Source organism: Pedobacter sp. T50_32 (assembly GCF_057652195.1).
Genome location: NZ_JBYFBY010000002.1, coordinates 195714 through 212488 on the forward strand (window position 1 = coordinate 195714; position 16775 = coordinate 212488).

Annotated in this window: 13 protein-coding genes; 2 read left to right on the top strand and 11 right to left on the bottom strand. The window is 37.3% G+C overall.

Annotated elements, in window-relative coordinates; all coding sequences use genetic code 11:
* Window position 1 precedes the first annotated feature (1 nt).
* The 10 genes from AC23ME_RS06175 to AC23ME_RS06220 all read right to left on the bottom strand — a co-directional run bounded on the left by AC23ME_RS06175 (window position 2) and on the right by AC23ME_RS06220 (window position 9948).
* Window positions 2-607 (bottom strand): hypothetical protein, encoded by a 606-nt coding sequence (locus AC23ME_RS06175; protein ID WP_487726886.1) that lies wholly within the window; start codon window positions 605-607, stop codon window positions 2-4.
* A 132-nt stretch (window positions 608-739) separates the two neighbouring features.
* Entirely contained in the window at window positions 740-1039 is a 300-nt protein-coding gene (trxA, locus tag AC23ME_RS06180) for a thioredoxin (protein ID WP_487726887.1), read from the bottom strand.
* 234 nt (window positions 1040-1273) lie between these two features.
* A complete protein-coding gene (gene rplT / locus AC23ME_RS06185; RefSeq protein ID WP_138727511.1) occupies window positions 1274-1618 on the bottom strand; it encodes a 50S ribosomal protein L20 in 345 nt (114 codons plus the stop codon).
* A 74-nt stretch (window positions 1619-1692) separates the two neighbouring features.
* Window positions 1693-1893 carry a 50S ribosomal protein L35 gene (rpmI, locus tag AC23ME_RS06190; protein ID WP_097129443.1) on the bottom strand — a complete coding sequence of 67 codons (201 nt, stop codon included), beginning with the start codon at window positions 1891-1893 and terminating at the stop codon, window positions 1693-1695.
* A 23-nt stretch (window positions 1894-1916) separates the two neighbouring features.
* Window positions 1917-2486 (bottom strand): translation initiation factor IF-3, encoded by a 570-nt coding sequence (gene infC, locus AC23ME_RS06195; protein ID WP_308848789.1) that lies wholly within the window; start codon window positions 2484-2486, stop codon window positions 1917-1919.
* A gap of 13 nt (window positions 2487-2499) precedes the next feature.
* Window positions 2500-4425: a threonine--tRNA ligase gene (thrS, locus tag AC23ME_RS06200; RefSeq protein ID WP_487726888.1), complete on the bottom strand. Its 1926-nt coding sequence runs from the start codon at window positions 4423-4425 to the stop codon at window positions 2500-2502.
* A 332-nt stretch (window positions 4426-4757) separates the two neighbouring features.
* The gene (locus AC23ME_RS06205) at window positions 4758-5636 is read right to left on the bottom strand and encodes a hypothetical protein (protein ID WP_487726889.1); all 879 of its coding nucleotides are present in this window, start codon (window positions 5634-5636) and stop codon (window positions 4758-4760) included.
* Between the two features lie 175 nt (window positions 5637-5811).
* Window positions 5812-6549 carry a (Fe-S)-binding protein gene (locus tag AC23ME_RS06210; RefSeq protein WP_487726890.1) on the bottom strand — a complete coding sequence of 246 codons (738 nt, stop codon included), beginning with the start codon at window positions 6547-6549 and terminating at the stop codon, window positions 5812-5814.
* Between the two features lie 33 nt (window positions 6550-6582).
* The gene (locus AC23ME_RS06215) at window positions 6583-7941 is read right to left on the bottom strand and encodes an MFS transporter (protein WP_487726891.1); all 1359 of its coding nucleotides are present in this window, start codon (window positions 7939-7941) and stop codon (window positions 6583-6585) included.
* A gap of 114 nt (window positions 7942-8055) precedes the next feature.
* Complete coding sequence (locus AC23ME_RS06220; RefSeq protein ID WP_487726892.1) at window positions 8056-9948, bottom strand: RecQ family ATP-dependent DNA helicase; 1893 nt, start codon at window positions 9946-9948, stop codon at window positions 8056-8058.
* Window positions 9949-10162: 214 nt separating this feature from the next.
* On the opposite strand from AC23ME_RS06220, the gene AC23ME_RS06225 reads away from it, so the two are divergent.
* Both AC23ME_RS06225 and AC23ME_RS06230 read left to right on the top strand, forming a co-directional pair.
* Window positions 10163-13414 carry an amidohydrolase family protein gene (locus AC23ME_RS06225; protein WP_487726893.1) on the top strand — a complete coding sequence of 1084 codons (3252 nt, stop codon included), beginning with the start codon at window positions 10163-10165 and terminating at the stop codon, window positions 13412-13414.
* A gap of 91 nt (window positions 13415-13505) precedes the next feature.
* Window positions 13506-14192: a hypothetical protein gene (locus AC23ME_RS06230; RefSeq protein WP_487726894.1), complete on the top strand. Its 687-nt coding sequence runs from the start codon at window positions 13506-13508 to the stop codon at window positions 14190-14192.
* A gap of 144 nt (window positions 14193-14336) precedes the next feature.
* On the opposite strand, the gene AC23ME_RS06235 is transcribed toward AC23ME_RS06230, so the two are convergent.
* The gene (locus AC23ME_RS06235) at window positions 14337-16535 is read right to left on the bottom strand and encodes a B12-binding domain-containing radical SAM protein (RefSeq protein ID WP_487726895.1); all 2199 of its coding nucleotides are present in this window, start codon (window positions 16533-16535) and stop codon (window positions 14337-14339) included.
* Window positions 16536-16775: the final 240 nt, after the last annotated feature.

Sequence of the window (16775 nt, forward strand, 5' to 3'; positions counted from 1 at the left end):
TTTAAAAAGTGCTTACAATTAGCTTTCTAAATTTACTTTCCAGCTCCATTATCTCAGAAAAATGAGCTCGTTTGAGTGCTTCACTAATAGACGATTGGCTTCTTCCAGATATTTTTGCAATTTTATCCTGATTTTCGTTTTGGTTCTCGATGGTTTGCTTTACGACTTCGGAGGCAATTGGGCTCCAGCTGTCCATCGCTATTAAGGCTAACTTTAAATATAAATTCATATCATCATCAAAAGCTGCGGATGGACTTTTAATTACTAGATTGACTTTATTGCTTTTTAAGGTATCAAAACCTTCACCAGAATTAACATAAGCTTCGCCGTTGGCTTCCGTCACTTTCTCTGTTGCTCCTTTTTGCTTCTTTCCTAAACCGATGCCCATTCTTACATCAGCTCCTTTCACAGTTTTTATACAGGCTTTAATGTATATTGCGGTTAGCAATGCTATTGCTGGTGGTAATTCGATTTGAAAACTGTCACCTCTAAAAATTTCCCATTTGCTATTTTTAGGCAGGGCCGATAAAGCATCCTTTAACTTATCTATCCATTGAGCTGGTAGCTCTCTAGAATTAATGATATCTCCTGTTATTACTGCAATCATAAATCTAATATCGGCAAAAAAGCCGATAAATAAAAATATCGGCTAATTAGCCGATAATCTAAAATATCGGACAATTAGCCGATATCAATTTTTTACTTAATATTGAAACATTCACTACTTCGAATAGAGTTGCTAACCAGCATGCATTTCAATCAGTTGTTTTAGTTGCGGAGCGGGAACTGCACCACTTTGACGCCAAACCGCTTTACCTTTTTTAAATAGAATCAAGGTTGGTACTCCTTGCACATTAAATGCACTTGCCGCAGCTTGATTTTTATCTACATCGACTTTAATAATTGAAGCCTTATCTCCTATCTGGCTTTTCAACTCTGTTAAAATTGGCCCCATTGCTTTACATGGTGCACACCATTCAGCGAAAAAATCTACTAAAACTGGCTTATCGCCATTAATTAATTCTGTGAATTTTGACATAACTTATTCCTTTTAAAAACCAACAAGATAGATAGTGAATAGTTTAAATTACTTTTCTATTAAACATAGCTGTCATTTCGAGGGAAGCGCAGCGATGAAAAATCTAATAAGATCTAGATTAGTTTAACAGATTCCTCCTATAGTCGGAATGACAAAGTATAATTGCTGAAAATACATATAAAACAAAAAAGGGAGCAATTTTCATCGCTCCCTTTTTCTTAATATTTCAGTATCTTATTTTACTGCATCAATAACAGCTTTAAAAGCTTCTTTATTGTTCATTGCTAAATCAGCTAAAACTTTACGGTTTAAACCGATGTTTTTTGCAGCTAATTTACCAATTAGTTGAGAGTAAGATACGCCGTACTCACGAGCACCAGCGTTGATACGTTGGATCCATAAAGCACGGAATTCTCTTTTCTTAGCTTTACGGTCACGGTATGCATATTGCAAACCTTTTTCAACTGTGTTTTTAGCAATGGTAAAAACCTTGCTTCTTGATCCCCAATAGCCTTTGGCCATATTTAGGACTTTTTTCCTTCTGCGTCTAGCAGCTACTACGTTTACCGAACGAGGCATAATGTGTTGTGTTTTGATAAGCGGTGTTGCTTTTTATCGCAATCTTGAAACCGAGTATCGGGTTTAAAAATTAATTACTTACCAATGCAAAGCATACGTTTAACGTTGCCCATATCAGCATCGTTTACCATGCTAGTGGTGGTTAAGTTACGCTTACGTTTAGTACTTTTCTTTGTTAAGATGTGACTTTTGTAGGCGTTCTTTCTTGCAATTTTACCTGTTCCAGTAAGCGAAAAACGCTTTTTAGCACTGGAATTGGTTTTCATTTTTGGCATAACCTGTTAATTTATATAATTTATTATTTTTTTGCTGCTTTAGGCGCTAATGTTAAAAACATACGCTTACCTTCTAATTTAGGTAGAAGTTCTACTTTACCTATTTCTTCCAAAGCTTGAGCAAACTTTAACAATAAGATTTCGCCCTGTTCTTTGTAAACAATTGCTCTACCTTTAAAGTGTACGTAAGCTCTTACCTTCTCGCCTGCCTCCAAGAAACCAATTGCGTGTTTCAATTTGAATTGAAAATCGTGGTCGTTAGTGTTAGGTCCGAAACGGATTTCTTTAATAACCGTTTGCTTAGCATTAGCTTTAATTTCCTTTTGCTTCTTCTTTTGCTCGTATAAGAACTTACTATAGTCCATAATACGACAAACAGGTGGATTAGCGTTTGGAGAAATCTCTACTAAATCAAGTTCAAGCTCATCGGCAAGCGCCAATGCTTTCGACAAAGGATAAATACCTTGCTCTACATTATCCCCAGCTAGCCTAACTTCTTGTGCACGAATATGTTCGTTAATATTATGTTCTGCTTCTTTTTTCTTAAAAGGTGGACGTGGTCCCCTGTTAAATCCTGGTCTTCCTAATGCCAAATGCTTTCCTTGTTTAAACTGTTATTTCTTTATTAATTAATTCACTAAACTCTGCTAAAGTCATACTTCCCAAATCTCCTTCGCCATGTTTACGAACAGAAACTTTTCCTTCTTCCATTTCCTTTTCGCCGATTATCAGCATATAAGGCAACTTTTTAACTTCAGCATCTCTAATTTTCCTTCCGATTTTCTCATCACGAAAGTCAATTAGACCGCGAATATCGGAATTATTTAGCTCTTCTGAAACTTTTTTCGCATATTCTTCATATTTTTCTGAAATAGGAAGAATGATATATTGCTCCGGAGAAAGCCATAACGGGAAGTTACCACCGCAGTGTTCAATCAATACCGCAACAAAACGCTCCATAGAACCGAATGGTGCACGGTGTATCATTACTGGGCGGTGTTTTTGATTATCGCTACCAGTGTATTCCAACTCGAAACGCTCTGGCAAGTTGTAATCTACCTGAATAGTTCCCAATTGCCATTTTCTACCTAGCGCATCACGCACCATAAAATCTAACTTAGGACCATAGAAAGCTGCTTCTCCGTATTCAACTACAGTAGGCAAACCTTTTTCTTCTGCAGCTTCAATAATCGAAGTTTCTGCTAATTTCCAATTTTCATCAGAACCGATGTACTTGGTTTTATTCTCTGGGTCGCGTAAAGAAACCTGAGCAACATAGTTATCAAAACCTAAAGATTTAAATACGTGAAGTACCAAATCAATTACTTTTTTGAACTCTTCTTTCACCTGGTCTGGACGACAGAACAAGTGGGCATCATCTTGAGTAAATCCACGTACACGAGTTAAACCATGTAACTCGCCACTTTGTTCGTAACGATATACTGTACCAAATTCTGCAAAACGAACTGGCAAATCTTTATAAGAACGAGGTTTGAATTTATACAACTCGCAGTGGTGAGGGCAGTTCATCGGTTTTAAGAAGAACTCCTCTCCTTCTTGTGGAGTTTTTATCGGCTGAAAAGCATCCTTGCCGTATTTCTCATAGTGACCAGAGGTGATGTACAAATTCTTGTGACCAATATGTGGTGTAATTACTTGCTCATAACCTGCTTTTTGTTGTGCTTTAGTTAAGAATTGAACTAAGCGCTCACGCAATGCAGTACCTTTTGGCAACCACATTGGCAAGCCCATCCCTACTTTCTCAGAGAAAGTAAATAGCTCTAATTCTTTACCTAATTTACGGTGGTCGCGTTTTTTAGCCTCTTCAATCATGTGAAGATACTCTGTTAACTCGCTTGCTTTAGGGAAAGTAACACCATAAATACGAGTTAACTGCTTTTTAGTTTCATCGCCCCTCCAGTAAGCTCCGGCAACATTCATCAATTTTATTGCCTTGATGAAACCTGTATTTGGAATATGTGGGCCACGGCATAAATCGGTAAAATCACCTTGTGTGTAGAAAGTAATTTTGCCGTCTTCTAAGCCATCAATCAAATCTAATTTATACTCATCGCCTTTTTCTGTGAAATACTTTACAGCATCAGCTTTGCTTACGCTTTTACGTTCGAAAACTTCTTTCTGCTTAGCTAATTCCAACATTTTGTCTTCAATTTTCTTGAAGTCGTCTGATGAAAATTCTCTATCGCCAAAGTCTACATCGTAATAAAAACCAGTTTCGATAGCTGGACCGATACCAAATTTAGTACCTGGATAAAGGGCTTCCAAAGCTTCGGCCATAATGTGTGCCGATGAATGCCAAAAAGTTGATTTACCTTCTGTATCATTCCAAGTCAATAACTTAACCGCAGAGTCTGTTTCGATTGGACGTGAACTGTCCCAAACTTCTCCATTTACTTCTGCCGCTAAAACGTTTCTTGCTAAGCCTTCTGATATTGATAAGGCGATTTGATGGGCATTTACGCCCTGTTCATACTGACGTACCGAGCCGTCAGGTAATGTAATGTTAATCATCTACAACTATGATTTAGAGTTTATAAAATTGTTATGCAAAATCACTTACGTGTGTGATTTTATTTTGGTGCGAAGATAGGGTTTTTAGATGGGATTTCAAGCTCTAGTTTATGCATTTCGCGGTACTTTAAAACTGATGCTGACCTGTAGCGAAGCGAAAAGCTACGAAGTAAAATAAATTCAGCATGACGGAGCGCCAATTATACGTCACCCCAGGGTCGGCCAAATCAGTATACAGAGATTGCTTCGTGCCTCGCAATGACGTGGTGTTTAAACAAAAAAAAATGTCCCGACCACAGCCGAGACATTCTGAAAATATAAAATGGAATTTCTTAGTTTACTCTCCCAGTAGCACCTTGACGGTTGTTGTTATTATTTCTAAATCTAGCCATCATTGCAGCTTGTTTAGCTTGATATTGCTCTGGAGTAATTGCAACAGCTTTTTTAGGTGCAGTTACATCTTTATTACCCACGTTTCGGTATTCAATGCTTTTTGCAGTTGTACCACCACCTTTAATTTCGATAGCTAACACCGCTCCTTCAGTCCAAAAATTTGGCATTGGAGAAAAATTAAAGCCTAAATCATTAGTGTACCAAAGCACCGTCTCGTCAACAACATCTTTATCCATATCTAATACTTTTGCTTTGCGGGTTGTTTTAATGGTTACTTTTTTACAGTCAATACCTACAATTTTCTTAGTTTCATCAGACTTAATGATATCTACAACCGGTGGAACATCTAAAAATTGTACTGCATTGTTGTTTTGGTTATTGTTTCTTCCACCGCCACCAAATTGATTGATAGAAGCGACAGTTAATTTAGTTGGCATTACATAAGTAGTATCCATCATATCAAAAACTTCTACTACTTTTTGGTCAGCGAAAGTATAGTAATATTCTCTATTACCGCCGCCCATGCCGCCAAAACCAAATCTCATACCGCCACCTGGACCACCACCGCTATTACTATCTTCTGTTTCAGTAACGGGCATATAACTTGCATTAGTTGCATTATAAAGCAATTCGTAATTTGATTTGATAGACTTAGGCATACGAGCTCTCATTTGCTCAGAAATTTGTCTGCCCGAAGCTTCTGCAACGGCAATTGGGTCAATTATTGTTTCAAACTGAATAGCTCCAGATTTTTTTTGCGCTTGTGCGTTAACCGTAAAAGCCAATACACTTAAAAAAGCGATGAATATTTTTTTCATTTATATAAAGTTGTTTTGTTAGTGATTATAATGCAAAACTAATTTATTGCTACAGATTTGGTGTTAACTAAAGTTATATTTTTGGTTTATAACCGTAGTTTTACAATGTAACAAGTAGCTAATTTGCAGCTTCTTTAGAGTAAAAGAATTGTTGTTGGTTTAATCGGGAGGAAAATTAATATTCTGTACTTTCTAACCAACCGTTCGCCAATACATCTGCCAAGTGCATTGTTTTAATAGGAATATTGTTTTTCTTGATGTAACCATCTAAATGTAGCAAGCAAGAAAGGTCCGTTGAAATGATATAATCGGCATCCATTTCTAGTGCGTTATTGATTTTTTGCTCTGCCATTGCCGATGAAATTGCATCGAACTTAACTGCAAAAGTACCACCAAAACCGCAGCACATATCGGTATCTTTCATTTCGAGCATTTCCAAACCTATTACCCTAGAAAGCAACTGACGTGGTTCTTCTTTGATTTTGCATTCTCGTAAACCACTGCACGAGTCGTGGTAAACTGCTTTACCTTCTAACTCCGCACCAAAATAATCTTTCTTTAATACGTTGATTAAAAAATCCGACAGTTCAAAAATATTTGATTGTACGTTTCTGCATTTATTATGAACGATGGTATTGGTAAACAAATCGTTGAAACCACCTTTAACCATGCCTACACAAGAGGCTGATGGTGCAACGATATATTCAGTTTCCGAAAAATCTGATAAAAATTTAGTACCTATCTCCTTAGCTTGCTCCCAGTAACCTGCGTTATAAGCCGGCTGACCGCAACAGGTTTGTTTTGAATTATAGACAATTTCGCAGCCCGCTTTTTCTAAAACTTTAATGGTGTTAAAGGCCGTTTCCGGATATAGTTGGTCTATGAAACAAGGGATAAATAGCTCTATCTTCATTATATTTTTTTAGGTATCTGCTCTTAAAATCACTTAATCGACCACCACGGCTTTGGGCTCTACCTTTTTTAAGAGCAGCAAAAATACTAAACCAAAAACAAAAAACAGTGCTAATGCAATTACCGAATTACGCATACTACCGCTCAACACTTCGATATAACCGAAACTGAACATCCCGAAAACCAATGCAACCTTCTCAGTTACATCGTAAAAGCTAAAAAATGAAGTATGGTCTGGACTTGATTGAGGTAAGAATTTAGAGTACGTAGAACGTGATAAAGATTGAATTCCGCCCATAATTAAGCCAATAACTGCCGCCAAGGCATAAAATTGCATTTCGGTATGGATAAAGTAAGCGGCGATGCAACTGCCAATCCAAATCACTACTACCCCGATTAATACGTTTACGTTGCCAAACTTCTTTGAAGATAAGTAAGACATCAGCATTGCGCCAGGAATAGCCACCAACTGTAGAATAAGGATAGTTGCTATTAATTTAGTGGTTGGAAGATGTAATATTTTCTCGCCAAAGATAGTGGCAACTAACATCACCGTTTGCACACCCATCGAATAAAAGAAGAACGCAAATAAGAAGCGTTTCAAGTATTTCATTTGCTTTACCTGCTTCCAAACTTTGTTAAGCTCCTGGAAACCACTGCTCATAATGTTTTTCTTTTCTGTTTTGAAGTTAGGACTTCCCTTTGGCAGGTTTCTAAATGGAATTTGCGCAAAACCAACCCACCAAATGCCTACCAAAAGAAAAGAAATTTGGGCTCCTAAAATTTCACCTACAGCAGGCATAAATACAAAAGCGAAGCAGATAATTTGTAAGATAATACTACCAACATAGCCATAAGTAAAACCTTTAGCGCTAACACTATCTTGTTTTTCTACGGTTGCTATTTCAGGTAAGTAAGAATTGTAAAACACCAAACTTCCCCAAAATCCGATAGCAGCAATTACAAACATAATGACACTAAAATTTAAGGTATTTATTCCTTTTTCAGCATCAATTTCAAAAAAGAATAATGCGCTACAAGCGATTGCTCCCATGTACGTAAACATCTTCATAAAGATTTTCTTATTCCCTCTCGTATCAGCAATAGAAGATAAAATTGGAGATAATATTGCAATCACTAGGAAAGCAAATGCCATTGCATAACTATATAAAGCAGAATTGATGATTTTATAACCAAAGAAATAAACATAGTCTATGGTATTATCATCTTTATCGCCTGTCCTATTTGTAAAATAAGCCGGAAATATGGTGGAAGTGATGACTAAATTATATGCTGAATTGGCCCAATCGAAAAAGGCCCAAGAGCGGATTGTCTTCTTATCGTTTTTAACTCCTAAATCTCCAGAAGGGGATTTTGAAAGCTCATCTTTCATAAATCTATGTTGTTTGTTGCGGCTAAGATAAGAAAAGTTGTAAGTTATAAGTCGTAAGTTTTAAGTACTGACCGTATCTTTATTCTTTGCTCCTTGTTCTTTAATCTATAAAGTCTACAAATAATATTTCTTCCCATCGGTTTTGATTTTACCAGCATCAAGCAATTCACGAATTCGGTCAATCTTGTCATTATCGGTACCGGTTTGGATACTTTTCACTAAATCATCTAAATCAAAGTGCCCACTTTGTAACACCATGCTAATTTCAAAATCGATTTTATCTGTATATTCTGCCAGCTCTTCGTGTTTCTTTTCTGCTAAACAAACATCGCAAACGCCACATTTATCAGCTTTGCTTTCTCCAAAATAGGTTAATAACTGGATACTTCTACAAATCTCGTTAGCAGCGTAAGCCAATACAGCTTCAATTTGAGTACTCTGTATTTCCTTCCTCAATTGAATAAATTTAGCATCTACATCCAAATGCAACATATCCAATCGGGCAGTAATAAATTGCAATTGCGGCTTATCTGTTTGCGGCAAATAAGAGATTACGTTATACTCTTGCAACTTCTTCAAATAAGCAATTACATCGTTATAAGAAATCTTCAATCTGTTAGACAAATCACTTTCTTTGATTTTTACGTAACCATCAAAAGCACCGCCATAAGAACGCTGGATAGTCTTGATGATTGGGTCAAAAGCTGCATTTTCAATTTGAAAACGATAAATATCTTCGTGACCAACTGCGAACATCAATCTTGAAGAAATAAAAATGTTTTCTGAAAGTGTGAGATATCCGTCTCGTTCTAAAAACTTAAGTGCAGCCATGGTTTTAATCACACCAATATTAAAGCGTTTACAGAAATCGGCCAAATCAAATTCGAAGCTTAAACCTTGTCCGGCGCCGTAAGCCAATTGGTAATAGTTACCTAAATAGTGGTAGACTTTTTTAATTTCTTCAACAGACGGAAAGCTGTCTGTGTATTTAGCTTCGAGGACAGCCCTATCGCCTCTATTGGTTAATAAAACACCAAACGCTCGTTTTTCATCTCGTCCTGCCCTGCCCGCTTCTTGGTAGTACGCCTCCAAACTTTCGGGCAAATCTAAATGCACCACAAAACGAACATCAGGTTTATCAATTCCCATTCCGAAAGCGTTGGTGGATACCATTACTCGGATTTTATCTCGCTTCCAATCTTCTTGTTTTTGGAAACGGACATCCTTTTCTAAACCTGCGTGGTAAAAATCTGCAGAGATTTGATTACGTTGTAAAAACATAGCTATTTCTGCAGTTTCACGTCGGTTTCTAACATAAACCAAACCACAGCCTTTTACATTCTTGCAGATATCAATTAGTTTTTTGTGCTTGTCATCGAGATTGAAAACTACGTAACTGAGGTTTTTTCTCGAGAAACTTTTCACAAAAACCTGCGCATCTTTCAGTTCCAGTTTTTCTATAATATCGTTTCTAACTTCAGGCGTAGCCGTTGCAGTTAAAGCTAAAATTGGAACATCAGGTAGTATTTCCCTCAATTCCTTCACTTTCAAATAAGGCGGACGGAAATCATATCCCCATTGGGAAATACAATGCGCTTCATCAATGGCAATTAAATTCACATTCATGTATGAAATGCGCACACGAACCAGTTCTGAAAGCAACCTTTCGGGAGATAAATAAAGGAACTTGATTTTTCCGTAGATGCAGTTATCGAGCAAAATATCGATTTCTCGCTTGCCCATTCCAGCATAAATCGCGATAGCTTCAATACCTTTAGCTTTCAAGTTTTCTACTTGGTCTTTCATTAGAGCCACCAAAGGAGAAACCACAATGCAGATACCATCGTTCATTATTGCGGGCACTTGGAAACAGATAGATTTTCCTCCGCCAGTTGGCAATAAAGCTAAGGTATCTTGCCCTTTAATTACCGATTGGATAATCTCTTCCTGCAACGGTCGAAAGACATCAAATCCCCAATATTTCTTTAAAACTTCTGTTGCAGTCATATAAAAGCTAAGTTCAAAACTATGAAACGGTGGCGGTTTTTCAAAAAGAGTTTAGCCATAGATGTGCAGATTTTGTTTTAAACTAACTCAAAAAGAATTGGAATGTTTGTAAAGGCTTTGATGCCAACCGTATCAACATTTTGAAAAAGACATCTATGTATCTGTGGCAAGAAATCGCTAAATTGCAACCTTTAGTTGTTAAGATAAAATTAGAATGAAGAAGTACGTATTTGCCTCAGCACTGTTATTTACCTTAAGTTCTGCTAACGCACAAGAGAAAAAAGAAGCTCCAAAATGGGATGTAGAAAAGTTCAAAGGAACTACTAAAAATTTCAGCGTGACCACTAACGAAGGCACTTGGATGAACCTAGACGTTAGTCCAGATGGAAAAGAAATTGTCTTCGACATGTTGGGAGATATTTATGTAATGCCTATTACTGGCGGAACGGCGAAATTGTTAAGTGGTGGCATTTCTTACGAAGTTCAACCTCGTTTTAGCCCTAACGGGAAATACATTTCGTTTACAAGTGACAGAAGCGGCGCCGACAATGTCTGGATAATGGACAGACAAGGCGGCAATAAAAAGCAAATCACGAAGGAAACTTTCAGATTGCTGAACAATGCTACTTGGATGCCGAATAGTGATTATTTAATTGCTAGAAAACACTTTACAGGTTCTCGTTCTTTAGGTGCTGGCGAAATGTGGATGTACAGTATTTATGGTGGCGATGGTGTGCAATTGACCAAACGCAAAAACGACCAACAAGATGTAGGCGAACCAAATGTATCGCCAGATGGTAAATTCCTTTATTTTAGTGAGGATGTTTCTCCCGGTCCGTTTTTTCAATATAGCAAAGACCCAAATGGCTTGATTTACGCTATCCGTCAGTTAGATTTAACCAGCGGAAAACTAACAAATTTCATTGCTCAATCTGGTGGTTCTGTTCGTCCGCAAGTATCTCCTGATGGAAATTTTATTGCTTACGTAAAAAGAGTGAGGTTGAAATCCGCTCTTTACATACAGAATTTAAAAACTGGCGAAGAATATCCATTATATGATGATTTAACAAAAGACCAGCAAGAAACTTGGGCAATTTTTGGCGTTTACCCCAACTTTGCTTGGACACCAGACAGCAAGAAAATCGTTTTTTACGCCAAAGGAAAAATCAAACAAATTGAGTTGAGTAATTTATATGTAAGTGATATTCCTTTTGAAGTAACAAGTAACCAAACGGTACAAGAAGCTTTACATTTCGACCAACAAGTTTATGCTTCAGAGTTTACGGCAAAAATGCTTAGGCAATTGGTAACATCGCCCGATGGCAAAATGGTAGTTTTTAATGCTGCCGGATATTTATACAAGAAAGAAATGCCAAGTGGTGCGCCGGAAAGGTTAACCAACGGTTTAGATTTCGAGTTTGAACCAAAATTTAGTCCAGATGGCAAGTTTGTTATTTACACCACTTGGAGTGATGAATTTAAAGGAGCCATTAAACGCACCGATTTAAAAACTGGAAAAACGATTAGCTTAACCGACGAAAAAGGCTATTACTACTCTCCTAGCTATTCTACCAAAGGTGATAAAATTGTTTTCAGAAAAGGTAGCGGTAACGAAACATTAGGCTTAACTTACGGAAAAAATACTGGAATTTTTGTGATGCCTGCTAATGGAGGCGCTAAAACTTTATTGTTAGACAATGGTATCAGACCGCAATTTAACAATGATGATACTCGTATTTTCTATCAAGGTTATGATAGCGGTAAAAAAGCTTTTAAAAGTGTTGATTTAAACGGCGGTAACGAGCGCACACATTACACATCACAATATGCAACGCAGTTTTGCCCAAGTCCTGATGGTAAATGGATGGCTTTTACTGAGCTTTTCAATGCTTATATTACACCAATGGTTACAGCAGGAACTGCCTTGGATTTATCTGCTGGCAACAAAGCTATCCCATTAACCAAAGTAACTAAAGATGCGGGAACTTACTTGCATTGGAGCGCCGACAGCAAGAAATTGCTATGGACTTTGGGCGAGAAATACTACAACAGAGAAATTAAAAATACCTTCTCTTTTGTGGAAGGTGCGCCGCAAGTATTGCCAGAACCTGATACCGCTGGTGTTTCTATCGGTTTAAAATTGAAAGCTGATGCTCCAAGTGGATTAATTGCTTTGAAAGGTGCTAGAATTATTACGATGAAAGGTGAGCAAGTGATTGAGGAAGGTACAATCCTAGTGGAGAACAATAAAATTAAAGCGATTGGAAAGGTGGATGAAGTTCCAATTCCGGCAGATATAAAAGTGGTTGATGTTACTGGAAAAACCATTATGCCAGGTATGGTGGATGTGCATGCACACTTGAGAACCAGCCCTGATGGCATTAGCCCACAACAAGATTGGTCTTACATGGCAAATTTGAGCTTCGGTGTAACTACAGCTCACGACCCATCTAGCAATACAGAAATGGTGTTTAGCCAAAGCGAGATGTTGAAAGCTGGAAGAATGGTTGGTCCGCGTTTATATTCTACAGGTTCAATCTTATACGGTGCAGATGGCGATTTTAAGGTAACTATCAATAGTTTGGATGATGCCCTTTCGCACTTGCGCAGATTAAAAGCTGTTGGTGCATTTTCGGTAAAATCTTACAATCAACCTCGTAGAGACCAACGTCAGCAGGTTTTAGAAGCTGCCCGTCAATTAAAAATGGAAGTGGTTCCTGAGGGCGGTTCTACTTTCTTCCACAATATGACTATGGTTGCCGATGGACACACGGGTATTGAGCACAGTATCCCGGTTGCACCTGCGTACAAAGATGTAGTGAGTTTTTGGAACAATACAAAAGTGGCTTATACTCCAACCCTAATAGTGGCTTATGGTGGTCAGTGGGGCGAAAATTATTGGTACGATAGAACCAACGTTTGGGAAAATGAACGTTTATTGAATTTTACACCAAGGGCGATTATCGATGCAAGAGCTAGGCGTAGAACGACTTCTGAATATGGAGATTATGGACATATCGAGGTAGCAAAAGCGACAAAAACAATTGCTGATGGTGGCACTAAAGTGAACCTAGGTGCTCACGGTCAAATTCAAGGTTTGGGTGCGCATTGGGAGTTATGGATGTTTGTACAAGGTGGCATGTCACCATTACAAGCCATTAAAGCAGCTACTTTAAACGGTGCCGAATATTTAGGAATGGGTAAAGAATTAGGTTCGTTAGAAACTGGCAAACTTGCTGATTTAATTATCATGGAAGACAATCCATTAGAGGATATCAGAAACTCTGAAAAGATTAAATATGTGATGATTAATGGTAGAATTTATGACAGCATGACCATGAACGAAACCTACAGCAGAGAGAAGATGAGACCAAAACTATGGTTCGAAATGGATAAAGGCGTGGCGTTTTCATTGCCTTATAAAACTTCTGAAACTTGGACGTTTACCGTACCGAATTGTGATTAGTATTGATGTCGTCATTTTGGAACATAAAGAGAATTGTAAATCAACGAAGTTAAATTCTATTCATTTGGTGGCAATTAAAAACTAACCATTTATGGCAAATCCTTGGGAAAAAATTTTCATTAACGACTTTGAAACTGCATACAAAATTGCTGACCAAAACTATTTACAAAATTATCAAGACTTGGATTTAAGGGCAAGAGCAGTTTGCTCGTTATTGCTACGTAATTACAACAATTCGCTCAATGATTTTTTGGTTTTAAATGAACGTGAAAAACAAACGAAAACGACTAGCGACGAAACCTATATGAATATTGCGCTTTGTTATTATGCGTTAGGTGACAATGAAAAGGCAATAGATTTTTTTAGCTACCCATTAACGAATAAAAAAGAAATTAAATATACAAATGATATATCTGTTCTACCGAGCACTCTTCTGTTTCTAGGGACAAAATTAGGTCGACCAAACATCCTCAAAATAGCTATCAAGGAATTAAAAAGGCTATCGAAACATGAAACATCCGCTTCAACTTACTTATTGGGATTAACCACAGATGAGGAATTGAATAGTTTTTATGAAGAAGAGAACGATGATATACTTAGAAATAGAAAAGAATGTAAAGCGGAATTTTATAGAGCTACTTTAGAACTAGTAAATGAAAATTTCGAGAATTATATAGAACATTTAAGTCGTTGCGTTGACTTAAAAGGCAACTATCTTGAATTTGAATATTATCTCGCAAAAATAGAGTTGGAAAAAAGTGTAAACACCGCCAGTTGAAACTATTTATTAGATTAGTGCTGTGGATAGTTTGTACAAGTAGTTTTAGGCTCATCTTAAACCAGCAAGACGAAATATCACTTAGCTAACAGATTTCTCCTCGTTCCTCGTCGAAATGACGCTTTTATTAACGGTTGTTTGGTTTTACAACACCAACAAACCATACTCCCTTAAAGTATGAATTGGTTTAGAATACCAGAACAACTCAAAATGTTCCATGGTATTTTCATAATCAGCTTTGAGCTCTTGAAAGGTTAAAGGCTTCTCGTTAAGTACTGATAGTTGAGGTAATATTGTAGACAACCACTCTCCTTCTGCTTTATTAGTTTGAATGCTAAACGTTTCCCGTTTGTTGTGGAAATGCAAATTCATCATCTCCCAAGTATTACCTTTTTTAGATTTGGTAAACCTTTCTATAGATGGCTTACTGCCTAACCAAACAATTTTGGCAGTTGGTTTAACATTGAAATTCTCGTTGCTATTTAAAGCGGTATCTATAAAATTTGGCGCAATGGTAGTTCGTGGAATTTTAAAATCAAACCAATCTTGCAGCTTATAATCGAAGCAAATGCCATGCATAAAATTGAAGAGTGACTTCTTCAACCCGTAGCTAAATTTGTTGTGATCAATTCCAGTTTTATCGGTGTAATTGATATCGTTATTGGCAAAAGTTCCAATTTCTTCCGTTTCTTTTACAACACCAAACTTCTCGGGGTACAATCCTACTGGACTATGTGCAGTCATCGCAAATTGGTGCCAAAAGCCTGATTGTAAAACCCCTGCCTCAAATAACTGACGCACCATTTCCAAACTATCTACCGTTTCTTGCACGGTTTGCGTTGGATAACCGTACATCAAATAAGCATGTACCATAATTCCAGCTTCCGTAAAATTTCTGGTTACCTTGGCCACTTGTTCTACCGTTACACCTTTATCAATCAGTTTCAACAACCTATCGGATGCTACTTCCAAACCGCCAGAAACGGCAATACAACCCGATGCTTTTAGTAACAAACACAAATCTCCAGTAAAGCTTTTCTCGAAACGGATGTTCGTCCACCAAGTAACCGTAATTTTCCTTCTGAGAATTTCTAATGCCACTTCCCGCATTAATGCAGGTGGTGCAGCTTCATCCACAAAGTGAAAACCATTCTGACCGGTTTTTGTCACCAAGTCCTCTATCCTATCTACAATCTGTTTTGCAGCAACGGGTTCATAAACCTTGATATAATCTAACGAAATATCGCAGAAAGTACATTTGCCCCAATAACAGCCGTGAGCCATTGTTAGCTTGTTCCAACGGCCATCGCTCCACATTCTATGCATTGGGTTTACAATCTCGATGACCGAAATGTAACTGTCCAATAACAAATCTGAATAATCTGGTGTACCTACATCAGCTTGCTTATAATCACTTCTTAAGGCATCATTGCGGTAAGCAACTTCATCATTTTCTAATAGAAAAGTTCTTTTATAGAGATTAAATTCTCCGGCTTTAACAATTGCATTATACAACAGTTCAATCGGCAATTCCCCATCATCTAAGGTAATGTAGTCGAAAAACTCGAAAACTCTTTTATCCGAAAGCGAACGTAATTCTGTATTTGGAAAACCGCCACCCATCGAGATTTTAATTTCAGGATAGTTTTGCTTTACAAACTGCGCACAACGAAATGCCGCATATAAATTCCCTGGAAAAGGAACTGAAATCAGAAATAGTTTCGGCTGAACTTCTTCTATTCTATCTTTGAGAATATCGATTAAAATTCCATCGATATAAGTTAACGGCTGATTTAGCACTTCGTACAATTCATCAAAAGAATTGGCACTTCTTCCTAATCGCTCTGCGTAACGACTAAAACCAAAATTTGGGTCAATGCATTCTACAATAAAATCGGAAATATCTTCTAAATAAAGTGTAGCTAAATGTTTGGCTTTATCCTGCGTTCCCATTGCTCCGAAAGCCCAATCTAGTTCTTCTAATTGCGCAAATCGAGAAGCTTCTGGCAAGAAATCCTCCTGACAAATTTGTAAAGCCAAAGTTGGATTTTTGCCCTGCAAGAAAGCAATTACCGCATCAATTGTCTTTAGGTACTCTTCCTTTAAAGCTAGAATTCGCTGTACATTAAAGGAGAATTCGACACCCTTTTTCAGCTCCGCTTGATGGAATAAATCTGTTAATCCCTTTTTCGAGAAAAGTGCTAAAATAACTTCAATACCTAAATCCGCTTGGGTTGATGAAATGCCTTTTGTATTTAAAAAACCTTTGATATATGCAGTTGCTGGATACGGTGTATTCAGTTGCGTAAATGGTGGAGTAATTACTAGAAGTTCGCTCTGCAAAGGGATTTTATTTTATGCAAAAGTACGTAAATCTTTATTTAGAAATAGCGTAACCACTTAACGCAACTATACTTGGATGTTAAATTATGGTTATGCTATTGTAAAATGCTTGAATTACTATACAACTTTTTGATTTAGATTTTAAGGTTGTACAAATTTGCTCAGCACAACATCCTAGTTATCAATAGTTATCAGCAAAAATTACGTTTTCAACCTTCTTTTGGCATAACTGTTGATATT

Coding starts and splice junctions, on each gene's coding strand:
- AC23ME_RS06175 (WP_487726886.1), bottom strand. CDS start 607: ATGATTGCAGTAATAACAGGAGATATCATTAATTCTAGAGAGCTACCA.
- trxA (WP_487726887.1), bottom strand. CDS start 1,039: ATGTCAAAATTCACAGAATTAATTAATGGCGATAAGCCAGTTTTAGTA.
- rplT (WP_138727511.1), bottom strand. CDS start 1,618: ATGCCTCGTTCGGTAAACGTAGTAGCTGCTAGACGCAGAAGGAAAAAA.
- rpmI (WP_097129443.1), bottom strand. CDS start 1,893: ATGCCAAAAATGAAAACCAATTCCAGTGCTAAAAAGCGTTTTTCGCTT.
- thrS (WP_487726888.1), bottom strand. CDS start 4,425: ATGATTAACATTACATTACCTGACGGCTCGGTACGTCAGTATGAACAG.
- AC23ME_RS06205 (WP_487726889.1), bottom strand. CDS start 5,636: ATGAAAAAAATATTCATCGCTTTTTTAAGTGTATTGGCTTTTACGGTT.
- AC23ME_RS06210 (WP_487726890.1), bottom strand. CDS start 6,549: ATGAAGATAGAGCTATTTATCCCTTGTTTCATAGACCAACTATATCCG.
- AC23ME_RS06215 (WP_487726891.1), bottom strand. CDS start 7,941: ATGAAAGATGAGCTTTCAAAATCCCCTTCTGGAGATTTAGGAGTTAAA.
- AC23ME_RS06220 (WP_487726892.1), bottom strand. CDS start 9,948: ATGACTGCAACAGAAGTTTTAAAGAAATATTGGGGATTTGATGTCTTT.
- AC23ME_RS06225 (WP_487726893.1), top strand. CDS start 10,163: ATGAAGAAGTACGTATTTGCCTCAGCACTGTTATTTACCTTAAGTTCT.
- AC23ME_RS06230 (WP_487726894.1), top strand. CDS start 13,506: ATGGCAAATCCTTGGGAAAAAATTTTCATTAACGACTTTGAAACTGCA.